Consider the following 15,587-nt stretch of genomic DNA (forward strand, 5'->3'; position numbering starts at 1 on the left):
CCGGCGCATGTCGGGTGCGCGACGCGGACAGCGGTGGTCGGCATGCTGGATGCGACGGGAGGGCGGCCGGTGCGCCGCCCACGAGGCGAGGGAGCGGGCATGGCGGCTGCGGGATCGGACCGGCACGGTGACGCGGATGCGTTCCGGAAGGAGCGTCCGGATGCGCCGCGCGGCTTCTTCGAGGCAGAGGCCGCCGGACTCGCGTGGCTCGCGGAGGCGGAGCCCGGCGGGGGAGCGCGCATCGTGCGGGTGATCGACGTGGCGCCGGGCCGCATCGACCTCGAGCGCCTCGTGCCCGCCCGTCCGACGCGCCAGGCCGCCCGCGCGCTCGGCGCGGCGCTGGCCGTCACCCACGCCGCCGGCGCGCCCGCGTTCGGCTCGCCGCCGGCCGGGCTCGCCGGGCCGGCCTTCATCGGGCGGCAGCCGCTGTCGGTGCGCGACGCGCCCGCCCCGGAGGACGGCGCGGGGGAGGGCTGGGGCGCCTGGTACGCCCGCGAGCGCGTGCTGCCGTACCTCCGCCGCGCGGTCGACGCGGGGAACGTCACCTCGGCCCAGGCCGCCGACGTGGAGCGCGCGTGCGACCTCGTCGCCGACGGCCGGTTCGACGACGAGGCGCCGCCCGCCCGCATCCACGGCGACCTCTGGTCGGGCAACGTGCAGTGGACGGACGCCGGCGCCGTCCTCATCGACCCGGCCGCGCACGGCGGCCATCGCGAGACCGACCTCGCGATGCTCGCGCTCTTCGGCTGCCCCGGCCTCGACGACGTCCTCGGCGCGTACGCGGACACCGGATCCCTCGTCGCCGGGTGGCGCGCCCGCGTGCCGATGCACCAGCTGCATCCGCTCGCCGTCCACGCCGCCTCGCACGGCCCGGCGTACGGCGACGCGCTGCACGACGCGGCCGGGGCGGTGCTCCGGATGTGACGCGGAAGGACGTGCGACCCCCCGGTCAGAAGCGGGTGGGGCTGGTAGCCTCGACCCACCGAGCAGGTACCACAGAGCTCTGCGCAACCGAGACGGGAACCGTGACTCCGCCACCCTCATCCACGCCCTCCGCGACCGAGCCGACCACGGCTGCCGCGCACGACGGCGCCGACGTCGAGCCCGGCGCGTACGACCTCGTCGTCGTGTCCAACCGCCTCCCGGTCGACCGCGTCGTCGCGGCCGACGGCACCACGTCCTGGCGGCACTCGCCGGGCGGACTGGTCACGGCCCTCGAGCCCGTGATGCGCGCCAACGAGGGCGCGTGGGTCGGCTGGCCGGGCATCGCCGACCACGACGTGGAGCCCTTCGTCGACGACGGCATCTCGATCATCCCCGTCACCCTGACCGAGCAGGACCTCGCCGAGTACTACGAGGGCTTCTCGAACGACACGCTGTGGCCGCTGTACCACGACGTCATCGCGCAGCCGAGCTACCACCGCGAGTGGTGGGACACCTACGTGAAGGTCAACCAGCGCTTCGCCGACGCGGCCGCGAAGGCCGCCGCGCCCGGCGCCACGGTGTGGGTGCAGGACTACCAACTGCAGCTCGTGCCGAAGATGCTGCGCGAGCAGCGGCCGGACCTCACCATCGGCTTCTTCAACCACATCCCGTTCCCGCCCTACGGCATCTACTCGCAGCTGCCCTGGCGCACGCAGATCATCGAGGGGCTGCTCGGCGCCGACGTCATCGGCTTCCAGCGCGTGGCCGACGCCGGCAACTTCACGCGCGCGGTCCGGCGGCTGTTCGGGTACACGACCCGCGGATCCACCGTCGACGTGCCCGTGCGCGGCGGCATCCCGCTCACCATCCCCGGCACGAAGCCGTCCAAGCCCGTGCGCGAGCTCCGCACCCGGCAGGTCATCGCGAAGCACTACCCGATCTCGATCGACGCCAGGAGCTACGAGGAGATGGCCAAGGACCCTGCCATCCAGGAGCGCGCCCGCCAGATCCGCGCCGACCTCGGCGACCCGAAGACGATCCTGCTGGGCGTCGACCGCCTCGACTACACGAAGGGCATCGGCCACCGCCTGAAGGCGTTCGGCGAGCTCCTCGCGGACGGCCGCGTGAAGGTGGAGGACGCGACGCTCGTGCAGGTCGCGAGCCCCAGCCGCGAGCGGGTGGAGACGTACAAGCAGCTGCGCGACGAGATCGAGCTCACGGTCGGGCGCATCAACGGCGACTACGGATCCATCAGCCACACGGCCATCAGCTACCTGCACCACGGGTACCCGAAGGAGGAGATGGTGGCGCTGTGCCTCGCGGCCGACGTCATGCTCGTCACCGCGCTCCGCGACGGGATGAACCTGGTCGCCAAGGAGTACGTCGCCACCAAGCACTCGGACGAGGGCGTGCTCGTGCTCAGCGAGTTCGCGGGAGCGGCCGACGAGCTGAAGGCCGCGCTCCTCGTGAACCCGCACGACATCGAGGGCCTCAAGGAGGCGATCCTCCGGGCCATCGAGATGCCGAAGGCCGAGCAGCGCAAGCGCATGCGGTCGCTCCGCAAGCGCGTGTTCGAGAACGACGTGGCGGCCTGGTCGAGCTCGTTCCTGGCCGACCTCGGGCGCACGCACGCCGCCTCGATCCACGAGGGCCCCGACGAAGAGGTCGTCGAGCCCCTCATGGACGAGGGCTGGTAGCGCGCGTGGCCGAGCTGACGACCGACATCCAGGCCAAGGGCGGCCGCGGCTTCCCCGGCCGCCTGTTCGAGGCGCTCACCGAGCTCGCGCGCACGCCGCGCCTGCTCGTCGCGCTCGACTTCGACGGCACGCTCGCCCCGGAGGTCGACGATCCCGAGAAGGCGCGCGCGGTCCCCGAGGCCCGTGCGGCGGTGCTCGCGCTGCTGGCCCTGCCGGAGACGCGCGTCGCGCTCGTCTCGGGCCGCGCGCTGCGCAGCCTCGAGGCCGTGGCGGACCTCCCGGACGACGTGCTGCTCGTCGGGTCGCACGGGGTGGAGATCCGCCTCGACACCGACGACATCGAGCTCACCCTCGACGAGGGCGAGCTCGCCCAGCGCGGCGTCCTCTCCGACGTGCTCGGCCAGGTCGCCGACTCGCTCGACGAGGTGTGGATCGAGGAGAAGCCCGCGGGCTTCGCCCTGCACACGCGCCTCGCCACGGAGAGGCACAGCCGCATCGCGCACCTCGTCGCCACGCAGGAGGCGCACGCGGAGGTCGAGGGCCTCAAGGTCCGCTCGGGCAAGGACGTGCTGGAGTTCAGCGTCCGGCACGCGACCAAGGGCGAGGCGGTCGAGCACCTGCGCAGGTACGCGGAGGCGACGGCCGTCTTCTACGCGGGCGACGACGTCACCGACGAGGACGCGTTCGCCGCGCTCCAGGCCGGCGACCTCGGGCTCAAGAGCGGCACGGGCGCGACGGCCGCGGACTTCCGCGTCGACGGCCCGCACGACGTCGCGCGGGTGCTGCAGGTGCTCGCGGACCTCCGCGCCGAGCCGGTCGTCCATCCCGACTGAGGCGGGCGCCCGGTCTCTCAGGTAGGGCTCAGGTAGACTGGGGAAACAGCCGACTCGCGAGAGGAGACCGAACGTGATCGTCCTCCTCGCGGTGTTCCTTGCGGCCTCGGTCGCCGTACCTCTCCTCGCCCGGGTGATGGGCGTCCGCGCCTTCGTCGTCGCCGCCCTCGTGCCGGCCGCCGCCTTCGTCTACACGGTCGCGCAGGCCCCCGCGGTCCTCCCCGACCACGAGGTCGTCGAGCGCGTGGAGTGGATCCCGTCGCTCGGCATCACGCTCGACATGCGGATGGACGCGCTGTCCTGGCTCCTCTCCCTCGTGGTCACGGGCGTCGGCGCGCTCGTGCTCCTCTACTGCGCGCGCTACTTCCGCAGCTCGGAGGAGGGCCTCGGCCGGTTCGCGGGGCTCCTCGTCGCGTTCGCGGGGGTCATGTTCGGGCTCGTCCTCGCCGACGACGTGTTCGTCCTCTTCACCTTCTGGGAGGCCACGAGCGTCCTCTCCTACCTCCTCATCGGCCACTACACCGGCAAGAAGGCGAGCCGCGGCGCCGCGCTGCAGGCGCTCCTCGTCACCACGGCGGGCGGGCTCGCCATGCTCGTGGGCCTCGTGATCCTGTCGGTCGCCGGCGGCACCACGAGCCTCGCCGCGCTCGTGGCGGATCCGCCCGGCGGCCAGCTGATCCCCGTCGCGGTCGTGCTGATCCTCCTCGGCGCGCTCTCGAAGTCGGCCCTCGTGCCCTTCCACTTCTGGCTGCCCGCCGCGATGGCCGCGCCGACCCCGGTGAGCGCGTACCTGCACGCCGCCGCGATGGTGAAGGCCGGCGTCTACCTCGTCGCCCGCCTCGCGCCCGGCTACGCGGACGTGCCCGGCTGGCGTGTGCTGCTCGTCTCCCTCGGCGTCGCGACGATGCTCGTCGGCGGCTGGCGCGCCCTCAAGCAGATGGACCTCAAGCTCGTCCTCGCGTACGGCACGGTCAGCCAGCTCGGCTTCCTCACGGTCGTGGTCGGCTACGGCACGCGGGACGCCGCGCTCGCGGGCGTCGCCCTGCTGCTCGCGCACGCGCTGTTCAAGGCGACGCTCTTCCTCGTGGTCGGCGTCGTGGACCACCGCGCTGGCACGCGCGACCTGCGCAAGATCAGCGGGCTCGGCCGGAAGGCCCCGGTGCTCGCGGTCATCACGGCCCTCGCGCTCGCGTCGATGGCAGGGCTCCCGCCCTTCCTCGGCTTCGTCGCCAAGGAGGCGGTGCTCACGGCGCTGCTGACCGACGCGGAGCTCGGCGGCGGGCTCGGCTGGGTCGCGCTCGTCGGCGTCTCGGTCGGCTCCTGCCTCACCGTCGCGTACAGCGCGCGCTTCATGTGGGGCGCGTTCGCCCGCAAGCGCGGGGTGGACGAGGTCCAGCCCGTGCACGAGCACCTCGACTTCCTCGTGCCGCCGGCCGTGCTGGCCGCGACCGGCCTCGTGCTCGGCTTCCTCGCCTCGTCCGTCGACGGGTGGATCGCCGGCTACGCCGACACGCTGCCGGCCGTGAGCGCGGGCGCCGCGGGCGAGCCCGACCACACGTACCACCTGGCGCTCTGGCACGGGATCGAGCCCGCGCTCCTCATCTCCGCGGGCACGCTCGTGGTGGGCCTCACCATGTTCCGCCTGCGCGACGCGGTCTTCGCGCTGCAGTCGCGCGTGCCGTCCTGGATCGACGCGGCCCGCATCTACTGGGCGTCGATGCGCCTCATCGACCGGGTCGCCGCGCGCACCACGGCCACGACCCAGCGAGGATCCCTGCCCTTCTACCTCGGCGTGATCCTGCTCGTGCTCATCGGCTCGGTCGGGTCGGCGCTGGCCCTCAACCGGTCGTGGCCCGCCACCGCGGTGCCGTTCGACCACCCCGCGCAGCCCGTGATCGGCATCGTGATGATCGTCGCCGCCATCGCCGCGGCCCGCGCCGGCAAGCGCTTCCAGGCCGTCGTGCTGGTCGGCGTCACGGGCTACGGCATGGCCGCGCTCTTCGCCCTGCACGGCGCGCCCGACCTCGCGCTCACGCAGGTGCTCATCGAGACCATCACGCTGGTCGCCTTCGTCCTCGTGCTCCGTCGGCTGCCCGTGCGGCTGGGGGAGCGGAACCGCTCGGTGCACCCGATCTGGCGCGCGTCCATCGGCATCGCGGTCGCCGTCCTCATGTCCACCGTCGCGGTCGTCGCGCTCGGCGCCCGCGTGGCGTCGCCCATCTCGCTCGAGTTCCCGCGCCTCGCCTACGAGCAGGGCCACGGCAGCAACGTCGTCAACGTCACGCTGGTGGACCTCCGCGGCTGGGACACCATGGGCGAGATCTCGGTGCTCATCGTCGCGGCCACGGGCGTCGCGAGCCTCATCTTCCTCAACCGGCGCACCGACTCGCTGCCGCGGCTGACGGCGCCGTCGCGTCGGAGCCTCATCGCGCGGCTCACGGGACGCCACGACCCGCAGGACCGCCAGGCGCCGCTCGAGGTCGAGGCCGGCGCCGACGGCCCGCGCATGGACGCGCGCGAGGCCATCAAGGACTCGCGCCGCGACCAGCGCAGCCCCTGGCTCCTCGCCGGCCGCACGCTCGCGCCGCAGAACCGGTCGATCCTCCTCGAGGTCGTCGTCCGGCTCCTCTTCCACAGCCTCATCGTCGTGTCGGTGTACCTGCTCTTCTCCGGCCACAACCTGCCGGGCGGCGGCTTCGCCGGCGGTCTCCTCGCGGGCATGGCCCTCGTCGCCCGGTACCTCGCCGGCGGCCGCTACGAGCTCGGCGCGGCGGCGCCCGTGGACGCGGGCCGGGTGCTCGGCACGGGCCTCGTCTTCGCGGTCGGCACGGCCATCGTCCCGTTGGTCTTCGGCGCCGACGCCCTCACCTCCACCTGGATCGACACCGAGGTGCCGTTCGTCGGCCACGTCGAGTTCGTGACGAGCACCTTCTTCGACGTCGGCGTCTACCTCGTCGTCGTGGGCCTCACGCTCGACGTGCTCCGCAGCCTCGGCGCGGAGGTCGACCGCCAGGAGGAGAGCGACAAGACGATCGAGCAGGGGGCGGACGGCATGGAGACCGAGCAGGGGGTGAGCGTGTGAGCGTCTCCGTCACCCTCATCGTGATCATGGCCGCGCTGTACGCCACGGGCATCTACCTCATGCTCGAGCGCAGCATGACGCGCGTGCTCCTCGGCTTCCTGCTGGTGGGCAACGCGACCAACATCCTCATCCTCATCATGTCCGGCCGCGTGGGCCTCGCGCCCATCTACGATCCCGACGTGGATCCGTCGGAGTACGCCGACCCGCTGCCGCAGGCCCTCATCCTCACGGCCATCGTCATCACCTTCGGCGTCTCGGCCTTCCTCATGGCGCTCATCTACCGCTCCTGGCGCCTGGCCAACGCCGACGTCGTCACGGACGACGAGGACGACCTCGCCATGCGCGGCCCCCGCACGGGCCTCGGCGAGGAGCCCACCGTCCCGGACGACGACGACACCGAGTTCGGGACCAACGCCGAGGCCGCCATCGCCTCCGCCCGGAAGCTCCGCGACAACCGGTCCGACCTGGAAGAAGCCATCGACGACTCCGCCGACGACGACGACCACCGCGACTTCCGCACGCAGCGCGCCGCGAAGGAGAGGGGGGACGACCGATGACGATCTTCCAGACCCTGATCCCGCTCGTCGTGCTCGTGCCCCTGCTGGGAGCGGCCGCCGCGCTCGTCGCCGCGCGCCAGCGCCGCCTGCAGGTCGCCGTGTCGGTCCTCGCGCTCCTGGCCGTCGTCGTGATCAGCGCGGTGCTGCTCGTGCTGGTGGACCAGCAGGGCGGCCAGTCCGTCGAGGTCGGCGGGTGGGCGGCACCCTTCGGCATCGTGCTCGTGGTCGACCGCCTGTCGGCCCTCATGCTGCTGATCTCGTCGATCGTGCTGCTCGCGGTCCTCATGTTCTCGATCGGCCAGGGCCTCGAGGACGGCGACGGCGAGACGCCGGTGTCGATCTACAACCCCACGTACCTGATCCTCGCGGCCGGCGTCTTCAACGCGTTCGTGGCGGGCGACCTCTTCAACCTCTACGTCGGGTTCGAGATCCTGCTCGTGGCGAGCTACGTGCTGCTGACGCTCGGCGGCACGGAGGCACGCATCCGGGCGGGCGTCACCTACATCGTCGTCAGCCTCGTCTCGTCGATGCTCTTCCTCGCGTCCATCGCGATGATCTACGGCGCCCTCGGCACGGTCAACATCGCGCAGATCTCGGTGCGGCTCGACGAGATCCCGCCGGACGTGCAGCTGATCCTGCACATCATGCTGCTGGTCGCGTTCGGCATCAAGGCGGCCGTCTTCCCGCTGTCGTTCTGGCTGCCGGACTCCTACCCGACGGCGCCCGCGCCCGTCACCGCGGTGTTCGCGGGGCTCCTCACCAAGGTCGGCGTCTACGCGATCCTCCGCACCGAGACGGTCATGTTCCCCACGGACCAGCTCTCCACGGCGCTCATGGTCGTGGCCGCGCTGACGATGGTGATCGGCATCCTCGGCGCGGTGGCGCAGGCGGACATCAAGAGGCTGCTCTCGTTCACGCTCGTGAGCCACATCGGCTACATGATCTTCGGCATCGCGCTCAACACCGTGGCCGGCATGACGGCGACCATCTACTACGTGATCCACCACATCGTCGTGCAGACGACGCTCTTCCTCGCCTCCGGGCTCATCGAGCGGACGGGCGGCAGCACGTCGATCAACCGGCTCGGCGGGCTGCTCAAGGCGGCGCCGGTCATGGCGATCCTGTTCTTCATCCCCGCGCTCAACCTCGGCGGCATCCCGCCGTTCTCGGGCTTCATCGGCAAGGTCGCGCTGTTCGACTCCGGCGCCGAGGTCGGCGGCTGGCTCACCTACGCGGTCATCGCGGCGGGCGCGGCCACGAGCCTGCTCACCCTCTACGCCCTCGCCCGCGTCTGGAACATGGCGTTCTGGCGCGGCGCGGAGGAGGTCGAGGACTACGAGTCGCCCCTGCTCGACCAGCTCTCCGAGCGGCCGGGCGGCGAGGCGACGACCACCGTGCGGAAGACGCCCGTGCTCATGACGGGCGCGACGGCCGGCATGGTCGTCGTCAGCGTCGCGCTCACGGTCTTCGCGGGTCCCGTGTACGCCCTGGCCGAGCGCGCGGGGGAGAGCCTGACCGGGCCCGGATCCGGCAACGGATCCGGCGAGCTCGGCTACGTCGAGACCGTGTTCCCGGGAGGCATCCGATGACCCCGCGTCGCGCCAGGGCCCGCGCCGAGCGGCTGTCGCTGCTCGTGCAGCTGCCGCTGCTCGTCTGGCTCGTCATCCTCTGGCTGCTGCTCTGGGGGCACGTCACCGTCATCTCGGTGGTCACCGGCATCGTGCTCGCGCTCCTCGTGACGCGCGTGTTCTACCTGCCGCCCGTCGAGCTGTCCGGACGGTTCGACATCCGCTGGGCGGCGATCCTGCTCGGGCACTTCGCCGGCGACCTCGTGCGCGCGTCGTTCCAGGTCGCGGCCATGGCGTTCGACTGGCGCCGCGTTCCGGTCAACTCGGTCATCGCGGTGCACCTGCACACCCGCAGCGACTTCGTCATGACGCTCACGGCCGAGCTCGTGTCGCTCGTGCCGGGATCCATCGTCGTCGAGGCCGACCGGGAGCGCTCGATCCTGTACCTGCACGCGCTCGGCACCTCCACCCCGGAGGACGTGGAGCGCGTGCGGGAGACGACGCTGCAGGTCGAGAGCCGCATCGTCTTCACGCTCGGCACCGCGGACGACGTGTGGCGCGTCAACCGCGAGCGGCGCGAGACCGGCCGCGAGCCGCTGCTGCAGACCCGCAGGCAGCGCGCCCACGAGCTGGTGCGCGACCGCGACCTCGAGGCCGGGCTCATCACCACCACGGGGGAGGAGCTCTCATGAGCGTCGTGATGCAGGTCGGCTGGGTCGTGGTCGGCGCCCTGTTCTTCTCCACCGCCGCCATGGCGCTCGTGCGCATCGTGCGCGGCCCGAGCATCCTCGACCGGATCATCGCGTCCGACGTCCTGCTCACCACGCTCATCTGCGTGCTCGGCGCCGAGATGATCTACAACGGCCACACCCGCACGCTCCCCGTGATGCTCGTGCTCGCCATGACCGCGTTCCTCGCCACGGTCGCCGTCGCCCGCTACGTCTCGAAGCAGGATCCGTCGTGAACGGCATCCTCGTGTCCGGCCCGCTGGCCGACGCCCTCGACGTCGTGAGCCTCGTGCTCCTCATCCTCGGCGGGGTGCTGTCCGTCGCGGCGGGCGTGGGGCTGCTCCGCTTCCCGGATCCGCTCGCCCGGATGCACGCGGCGACCAAGCCGCAGATCCTCGGCGTGATCCTCGTGCTGCTCGCGCTCGCCCTCCAGTCGCAGAGCCTCAGCACGGTCGCGATGCTCGTCCCCGTGCTGCTCTTCCAGATGCTGACGGCGCCGATCTCCGCGCACATGGTCGGCCGCGCCGGCTACCGCCTCCGTCACTTCCTCCGCGAGGACCTCCTGGTCGACGAGCTGGAGGAGGCGATCGACCGGGCGCACGACGAGCTGCGCGCGGCCGACGAGGTGGACGCGTCGACGCTGCCCGTCGGATCCGCGGAGAACATCGCCGCGGAGGAGGCCGGCCACGTCGCCGGAGGGGCGGGGCCGCGCGACGCGGACGAGGGCCGCCTGCCCCCGGGCATCGGCTGACCCGCCCCTGTCCACGAGTCCCCCCGGGTGCCGGGACTGGTCCACGGCAGGACATAAACTCATGCCATGCCTGAGATCGACATGAAGCCCCGGAGCCGCGACGTCACCGATGGGATCGAGGCCACCTCATCGCGGGGCATGCTCCGCGCCGTCGGGATGGGCGACGAGGACTGGGAGAAGCCTCAGATCGGCGTCGCCAGCTCGTGGAACGAGGTCACCCCGTGCAACCTCAGCCTCGACCGCCTCGCCCAGGGCGCCAAGGAGGGTGTCCACGCGGGCGGCGGCTACCCGCTGCAGTTCGGCACCATCTCCGTCAGCGACGGCATCGCGATGGGCCACGAGGGCATGCACTTCTCGCTCGTCTCGCGCGAGGTCATCGCCGACAGTGTGGAGACCGTCATGATGGCCGAGCGCCTCGACGGATCCGTGCTCCTGGCCGGCTGCGACAAGTCGCTCCCCGGCATGCTCATGGCCGCCGCGCGGCTCGACCTCTCCTCCGTGTTCCTCTACGCGGGATCCATCGCCCCCGGCTGGGTGAAGCTCTCGGACGGCACCGAGAAGGAGGTCACCATCATCGACGCCTTCGAGGCGGTCGGCGCGTGCAAGGCCGGCACGATGAGCCAGGAGGACCTCACCCGCATCGAGAAGGCCATCTGCCCGGGCGAGGGCGCCTGCGGCGGCATGTACACCGCGAACACCATGGCGAGCGTGGCCGAGGCCCTCGGCATGAGCCTCCCGGGATCCGCCGCCCCGCCGAGCGCCGACCGCCGCCGCGACTACTTCGCGCACCGCTCGGGCGAGGCCGTCGTGAACCTCATCGCGAAGGGCATCACCGCGCGCGACATCATGACGAAGGAGGCGTTCGAGAACGCCATCTCCGTCGTCATGGCGTTCGGCGGATCCACCAACGCCGTCCTCCACCTCCTCGCCATCGCGCGCGAGGCCGAGGTCGACCTGCAGCTGTCCGACTTCAACCGCATCGCCGACCGCGTGCCGCACCTCGGCGACCTCAAGCCGTTCGGCCGCTTCGTCATGAACGACGTCGACCGCGTCGGCGGCGTCCCCGTCGTCATGAAGGCCCTGCTCGACGCGGGCCTCCTGCACGGCGACGTCATGACCGTCACCGGCCGCACCATGCGCGAGAACCTCGAGTCGATGGACCTCGCCGCGCTCGACGGCACGGTCATCCGCACGCTCGACGACCCGATCCACGCCACCGGCGGCATCAGCGTGCTGCACGGCTCGCTGGCCCCCGAGGGCGCGGTCGTGAAGACGGCCGGCTTCGACCTCGACGTGTTCGAGGGCCCCGCCCGCGTCTTCGAGCGCGAGCGCGCCGCCATGGACGCGCTCACCGAGGGGCTCATCTCGAAGGGCGACGTCATCGTCATCCGCTACGAGGGCCCGAAGGGCGGTCCCGGCATGCGCGAGATGCTGGCCATCACGGGCGCCATCAAGGGAGCCGGCCTCGGCAAGGATGTACTACTCTTGACGGACGGTCGATTCTCAGGCGGCACAACCGGACTGTGCATCGGCCACATGGCTCCCGAAGCGGTGGACGCAGGTCCCGTCGCCTTCGTGCGCGATGGAGACCGGATCCGTGTCGACATCGCCGCTCGCACGCTCGACCTACTGGTCGACGAGGCCGAGCTCGCCGCCCGCCGTGAGGGGTGGGCACCTCTCCCGCCGCGCTACACGCGCGGGGTCCTCGCCAAGTACGCCAAGCTCGTGCACTCGGCCGCTGAGGGCGCGATAACGGGATGACCCCCTCCTCACCTTCCGCTCCCTCTGCCAGGAATCGCGCACACATGCCAGCTCTGCCCACCCCGCCCCCCACGCCGCAGGCGCCGACCGCCCACCAGGGCGACGAGATCCTCACGGGCGCCGAGGCCGTCGTCCGCACCCTCGAGCTCCTCGGGGTCGACGACATCTTCGGCCTGCCCGGCGGCGCGATCCTCCCCACCTACGACCCGCTCATGGACTCGACGAAGCTGCGCCACATCCTCGTCCGCCACGAGCAGGGCGCAGGCCACGCCGCCGAGGGCTACGCGTCCTCGAGCGGACGCACCGGCGTCTGCATCGCGACCTCCGGCCCCGGTGCCACGAACCTCGTCACGGCCATCGCGGACGCGTACATGGACTCGGTGCCGCTCCTCGCGATCACCGGCCAGGTCTTCTCCACCCTCATGGGCACCGACGCCTTCCAGGAGGCCGACATCGTGGGCATCACGATGCCCATCACGAAGCACAGCTTCCTGGTCACGCGGCCCGAGGACATCCCGTCGACCATCGCGTCGGCGTACCACATCGCCTCCACGGGTCGCCCGGGTCCGGTCCTCGTCGACATCACCAAGGACGCGCAGCAGCTCGAGGCGCCGTTCCACTGGCCGCCGAAGATCGACCTGCCCGGCTACCGGCCCGTCGTCAAGGCGCACGGCAAGCAGATCCAGGCCGCGGCGCAGCTCCTGGTCGAGGCCAAGAAGCCCGTCCTCTACGTCGGCGGCGGCGTGATCCGCGCGAAGGCGCACGAGGAGCTGCTCGCGCTGGCCGAGGCGGTCGGGGCCCCCGTCGTCACGACGCTCATGGCGCGCGGCGCGTTCCCCGACTCCCACCCGCAGCAGCTCGGCATGCCCGGGATGCACGGCACCGTCCCCGCGGTGCTCGCTCTGCAGGAGTCCGACCTGCTCGTCTCGCTCGGCGCGCGCTTCGACGACCGGGTCACCGGCAAGGCGTCGCTATTCGCGCCGCACGCCAAGGTGGTCCACGTCGACGTCGACCCGGCGGAGATCTCCAAGATCCGCATCGCGGACGTCCCGATCGTGGGCGACGCGAAGGACGTCATCGCCGACCTGGCGGTCGCGTTCCGCGAGGCGAAGGCCGCGTCCGCGGTCAGCCAGGACATCGCCGACTGGTGGACCTACCTCGACGGCCTCCGCGAGGAGTTCCCCCTCGGCTACACGCCGCCCGCGGACGGCCAGCTCGCGCCGCAGTACGTCATCCAGCGCATCGGCGAGATCACGGGACCCGAGGGCGTGTTCGCCTCCGGCGTCGGCCAGCACCAGATGTGGGCCGCGCAGTTCATCAAGTACGAGCGCCCCAACTCCTGGCTCAACTCCGGCGGCGCCGGCACCATGGGCTACTCGGTCCCCGCCGCGATGGGCGCCAAGGTCGCCCAGCCCGACCGGCACGTGTGGGCGATCGACGGCGACGGCTGCTTCCAGATGACCAACCAGGAGCTCGCCACCTGCACGATCAACGACATCCCCATCAAGGTCGCGATCATCAACAACTCGTCGCTCGGCATGGTGCGCCAGTGGCAGACCCTGTTCTACGAGGGCCGCTACTCGAACACCGACCTCAACACGGGAGGCGGCACCCGCATGGTGCCCGACTTCGTGAAGATGGCCGACGCGTACGGCGCCCTCGGGATCCGCGTGACGAAGCCCGAGGAGGTGGACGACGCGATCCGCCTGGCGCTCGCGACCAACGACCGGCCCGTCGTCATCGACTTCGTGGTCAGCCGTGACGCCATGGTGTGGCCGATGGTGCCGCAGGGCCTCAGCAACAGCGCCGTGCAGTACGCCCGCGACCACGCGCCCGACTGGGACGACGACCTCGCCGAGACCGGGAGGACCGAGAAGTGAGCCACATCCTGAGCCTCCTGGTGGAGGACAAGCCCGGCCTCCTCACCCGCGTCGCGGGGCTGTTCGCCCGCCGCGGCTTCAACATCGAGTCGCTCGCCGTCGGCGCGAGCGAGATCGAGGGCCTCTCGCGCATCACGGTCGTCGTGGACGTCGAGGCCCTGCCGCTCGAGCAGGTGACGAAGCAGCTCAACAAGCTGATCAACGTCATCAAGATCGTGGAGCTCGATCCCGGCCAGGCCGTCGAGCGCGAGCACCTGCTCGTCAAGGTGCGCGTGGACAACTCGACCCGCTCGCAGGTGCTCGAGGCCGTGAACCTGTTCCGCGCCCGCGTGGTCGACGTGGCCACCGACGCGCTGATCATCGAGGTCACGGGCGACTCGGGCAAGGTGCAGGCCCTCCTGCGCGTGCTCGAGCCCTTCGGGATCAAGGAGCTCGCGCAGTCGGGGCTCCTCGCCATGGGGCGCGGATCCAAGTCGATCACCGACCGCGTCTTCCGCACCCCCTAGCGCCGACCGCGGCGGGCCGTGGGGACAGCCGCGAGGCTCCCCGCGTCCGGCGCACACGCACGTTCCTCCCGCACGACCACGCCCCGCCCGAACGCGGGGCGGCCAGGCACGACCGCCCCTCGCCCATCGCGGGGACGACAGAACAAGGAGATCCATCACGTGACTGACATCGTCTACGACAAGGACGCCGACCTCTCGCTCATCCAGGGCCGCAAGGTCGCCGTCATCGGCTACGGCTCGCAGGGCCACGCGCACGCGCTGAACCTCCGCGACTCCGGCGTCGAGGTCGTCATCGGCCTCAAGGAGGGCTCGACGAGCCGCGCCAAGGCCGAGGAGCAGGGCTTCACCGTGAAGACGCCGTCCGACGCGTCCGCGTGGGCCGACGTGATCGTCATCCTCGCGCCCGACCAGCACCAGCGCGGCCTCTACGCCGACAGCGTCCGCGACAACCTCACCGAGGGCAAGACGCTCGTCTTCGCGCACGGCTTCAACATCCGCTTCGGCTACATCGAGGCGCCCGAGGGCGTCGACGTCGTCCTCGTCGCCCCCAAGGGCCCGGGCCACACCGTGCGCCGCGAGTTCGAGGCCGGCCGCGGCGTCCCCGTCATCGTCGCCGTCGAGGTCGACGCGTCGGGCAAGGCGTGGGACCTCGCGTGGTCGTACGCCAAGGGCATCGGCGGCCTCCGCGCCGGCGGCATCCGCACCACGTTCACCGAGGAGACCGAGACCGACCTCTTCGGCGAGCAGGCCGTGCTCTGCGGCGGCACCTCGCAGCTCGTCCAGTACGGCTTCGAGACGCTGATCGAGGCGGGCTACCAGCCGCAGATCGCGTACTTCGAGGTGCTGCACGAGCTGAAGCTCATCGTCGACCTCATGTGGGAGGGCGGCATCGCGAAGCAGCGCTGGAGCATCTCCGACACGGCCGAGTACGGCGACTACGTCTCCGGCCCGCGCGTCATCTCGCCGGACGTCAAGGAGAACATGAAGGCCGTCCTCGCGGACATCCAGTCCGGCGCGTTCGCCGACCGCTTCATCAAGGACCAGGACGCCGGCGCGCCGGAGTTCCTCGAGCTCCGCAAGAAGGGCGAGGAGCACCCGATCGAGTCCACCGGCCGCGAGCTGCGCAAGCTCTTCGCGTGGAACAAGGCCGACGACGACTACACGGACGGCTCGGTCGCCCGCTAGCCGTCGCCCCACCCGCACCACCGGACGCCCGGTCGCCTCGCGCGATCGGGCGTCCGCGCGTCCCCGGGCCGTCCCGGGACCGAGGAGCGTGCGGCGGGCGTCCGGATCGGAGCAC

The 15,587-nt window shown here is 71.7% G+C and carries 13 protein-coding genes; all 13 read left to right on the forward strand.

Annotated features, from left to right (window positions below):
• The first annotated feature begins 99 nt into the window (after positions 1-99).
• The 13 genes from FGD68_RS07510 (at position 100) to ilvC (ending at position 15,472) form a co-directional block, all read left to right on the forward strand.
• Entirely contained in the window at positions 100-924 is an 825-nt protein-coding gene (locus FGD68_RS07510) for a fructosamine kinase family protein (protein WP_237609982.1), read from the forward strand.
• 101 nt (positions 925-1,025) lie between these two features.
• Positions 1,026-2,621, forward strand: coding sequence for an alpha,alpha-trehalose-phosphate synthase (UDP-forming) (locus tag FGD68_RS07515; RefSeq protein ID WP_104236048.1), 1,596 nt, complete (start codon positions 1,026-1,028; stop codon positions 2,619-2,621).
• A 5-nt stretch (positions 2,622-2,626) separates the two neighbouring features.
• A complete protein-coding gene (gene otsB / locus FGD68_RS07520; RefSeq protein ID WP_043587739.1) occupies positions 2,627-3,454 on the forward strand; it encodes a trehalose-phosphatase in 828 nt (275 codons plus the stop codon).
• Positions 3,455-3,527: 73 nt separating this feature from the next.
• Positions 3,528-6,536 (forward strand): Na+/H+ antiporter subunit A, encoded by a 3,009-nt coding sequence (locus tag FGD68_RS07525; RefSeq protein ID WP_119372557.1) that lies wholly within the window; start codon positions 3,528-3,530, stop codon positions 6,534-6,536.
• Positions 6,533-7,093, forward strand: coding sequence for a Na(+)/H(+) antiporter subunit C (locus tag FGD68_RS07530; RefSeq protein WP_119372558.1), 561 nt, complete (start codon positions 6,533-6,535; stop codon positions 7,091-7,093). Before FGD68_RS07525 ends, FGD68_RS07530 begins: the two co-directional genes overlap by 4 nt.
• Positions 7,090-8,682 (forward strand): Na+/H+ antiporter subunit D, encoded by a 1,593-nt coding sequence (locus FGD68_RS07535; protein ID WP_104236052.1) that lies wholly within the window; start codon positions 7,090-7,092, stop codon positions 8,680-8,682. The genes FGD68_RS07530 and FGD68_RS07535 overlap by 4 nt, the downstream gene beginning before the upstream one ends.
• Positions 8,679-9,353: a Na+/H+ antiporter subunit E gene (locus FGD68_RS07540; RefSeq protein ID WP_104236053.1), complete on the forward strand. Its 675-nt coding sequence runs from the start codon at positions 8,679-8,681 to the stop codon at positions 9,351-9,353. The genes FGD68_RS07535 and FGD68_RS07540 overlap by 4 nt, the downstream gene beginning before the upstream one ends.
• Positions 9,350-9,625, forward strand: a complete 276-nt coding sequence (locus FGD68_RS07545) for a monovalent cation/H+ antiporter complex subunit F (protein WP_104236054.1) — start codon at positions 9,350-9,352, stop codon at positions 9,623-9,625. The genes FGD68_RS07540 and FGD68_RS07545 overlap by 4 nt, the downstream gene beginning before the upstream one ends.
• A complete protein-coding gene (gene mnhG, locus FGD68_RS07550) occupies positions 9,622-10,140 on the forward strand; it encodes a monovalent cation/H(+) antiporter subunit G (RefSeq protein ID WP_119372559.1) in 519 nt (172 codons plus the stop codon). Before FGD68_RS07545 ends, mnhG begins: the two co-directional genes overlap by 4 nt.
• Positions 10,141-10,206: 66 nt before the next feature.
• A complete protein-coding gene (gene ilvD, locus FGD68_RS07555; RefSeq protein ID WP_043587730.1) occupies positions 10,207-11,901 on the forward strand; it encodes a dihydroxy-acid dehydratase in 1,695 nt (564 codons plus the stop codon).
• Between the two features lie 44 nt (positions 11,902-11,945).
• Positions 11,946-13,781 carry an acetolactate synthase large subunit gene (locus FGD68_RS07560; protein WP_181036682.1) on the forward strand — a complete coding sequence of 612 codons (1,836 nt, stop codon included), beginning with the start codon at positions 11,946-11,948 and terminating at the stop codon, positions 13,779-13,781.
• A complete protein-coding gene (gene ilvN, locus FGD68_RS07565) occupies positions 13,778-14,287 on the forward strand; it encodes an acetolactate synthase small subunit (RefSeq protein WP_104236057.1) in 510 nt (169 codons plus the stop codon). Before FGD68_RS07560 ends, ilvN begins: the two co-directional genes overlap by 4 nt.
• Positions 14,288-14,446: 159 nt before the next feature.
• The gene (ilvC, locus tag FGD68_RS07570; RefSeq protein WP_012298794.1) at positions 14,447-15,472 is read left to right on the forward strand and encodes a ketol-acid reductoisomerase; all 1,026 of its coding nucleotides are present in this window, start codon (positions 14,447-14,449) and stop codon (positions 15,470-15,472) included.
• Positions 15,473-15,587 lie beyond the last annotated feature (115 nt).

This window comes from Clavibacter californiensis, from assembly GCF_021952865.1.
Classification (GTDB): Bacteria; Actinomycetota; Actinomycetes; order Actinomycetales; family Microbacteriaceae; genus Clavibacter; species Clavibacter californiensis.

Bases quoted from the DNA above. Each gene is read 5' to 3' on its own strand.
- FGD68_RS07510 (WP_237609982.1), top strand. From the start codon at position 100: ATGGCGGCTGCGGGATCGGACCGGCACGGTGACGCGGATGCGTTCCGG.
- FGD68_RS07535 (WP_104236052.1), top strand. From the start codon at position 7,090: ATGACGATCTTCCAGACCCTGATCCCGCTCGTCGTGCTCGTGCCCCTG.
- FGD68_RS07540 (WP_104236053.1), top strand. From the start codon at position 8,679: ATGACCCCGCGTCGCGCCAGGGCCCGCGCCGAGCGGCTGTCGCTGCTC.
- FGD68_RS07545 (WP_104236054.1), top strand. From the start codon at position 9,350: ATGAGCGTCGTGATGCAGGTCGGCTGGGTCGTGGTCGGCGCCCTGTTC.
- ilvD (WP_043587730.1), top strand. From the start codon at position 10,207: ATGCCTGAGATCGACATGAAGCCCCGGAGCCGCGACGTCACCGATGGG.
- FGD68_RS07560 (WP_181036682.1), top strand. From the start codon at position 11,946: ATGCCAGCTCTGCCCACCCCGCCCCCCACGCCGCAGGCGCCGACCGCC.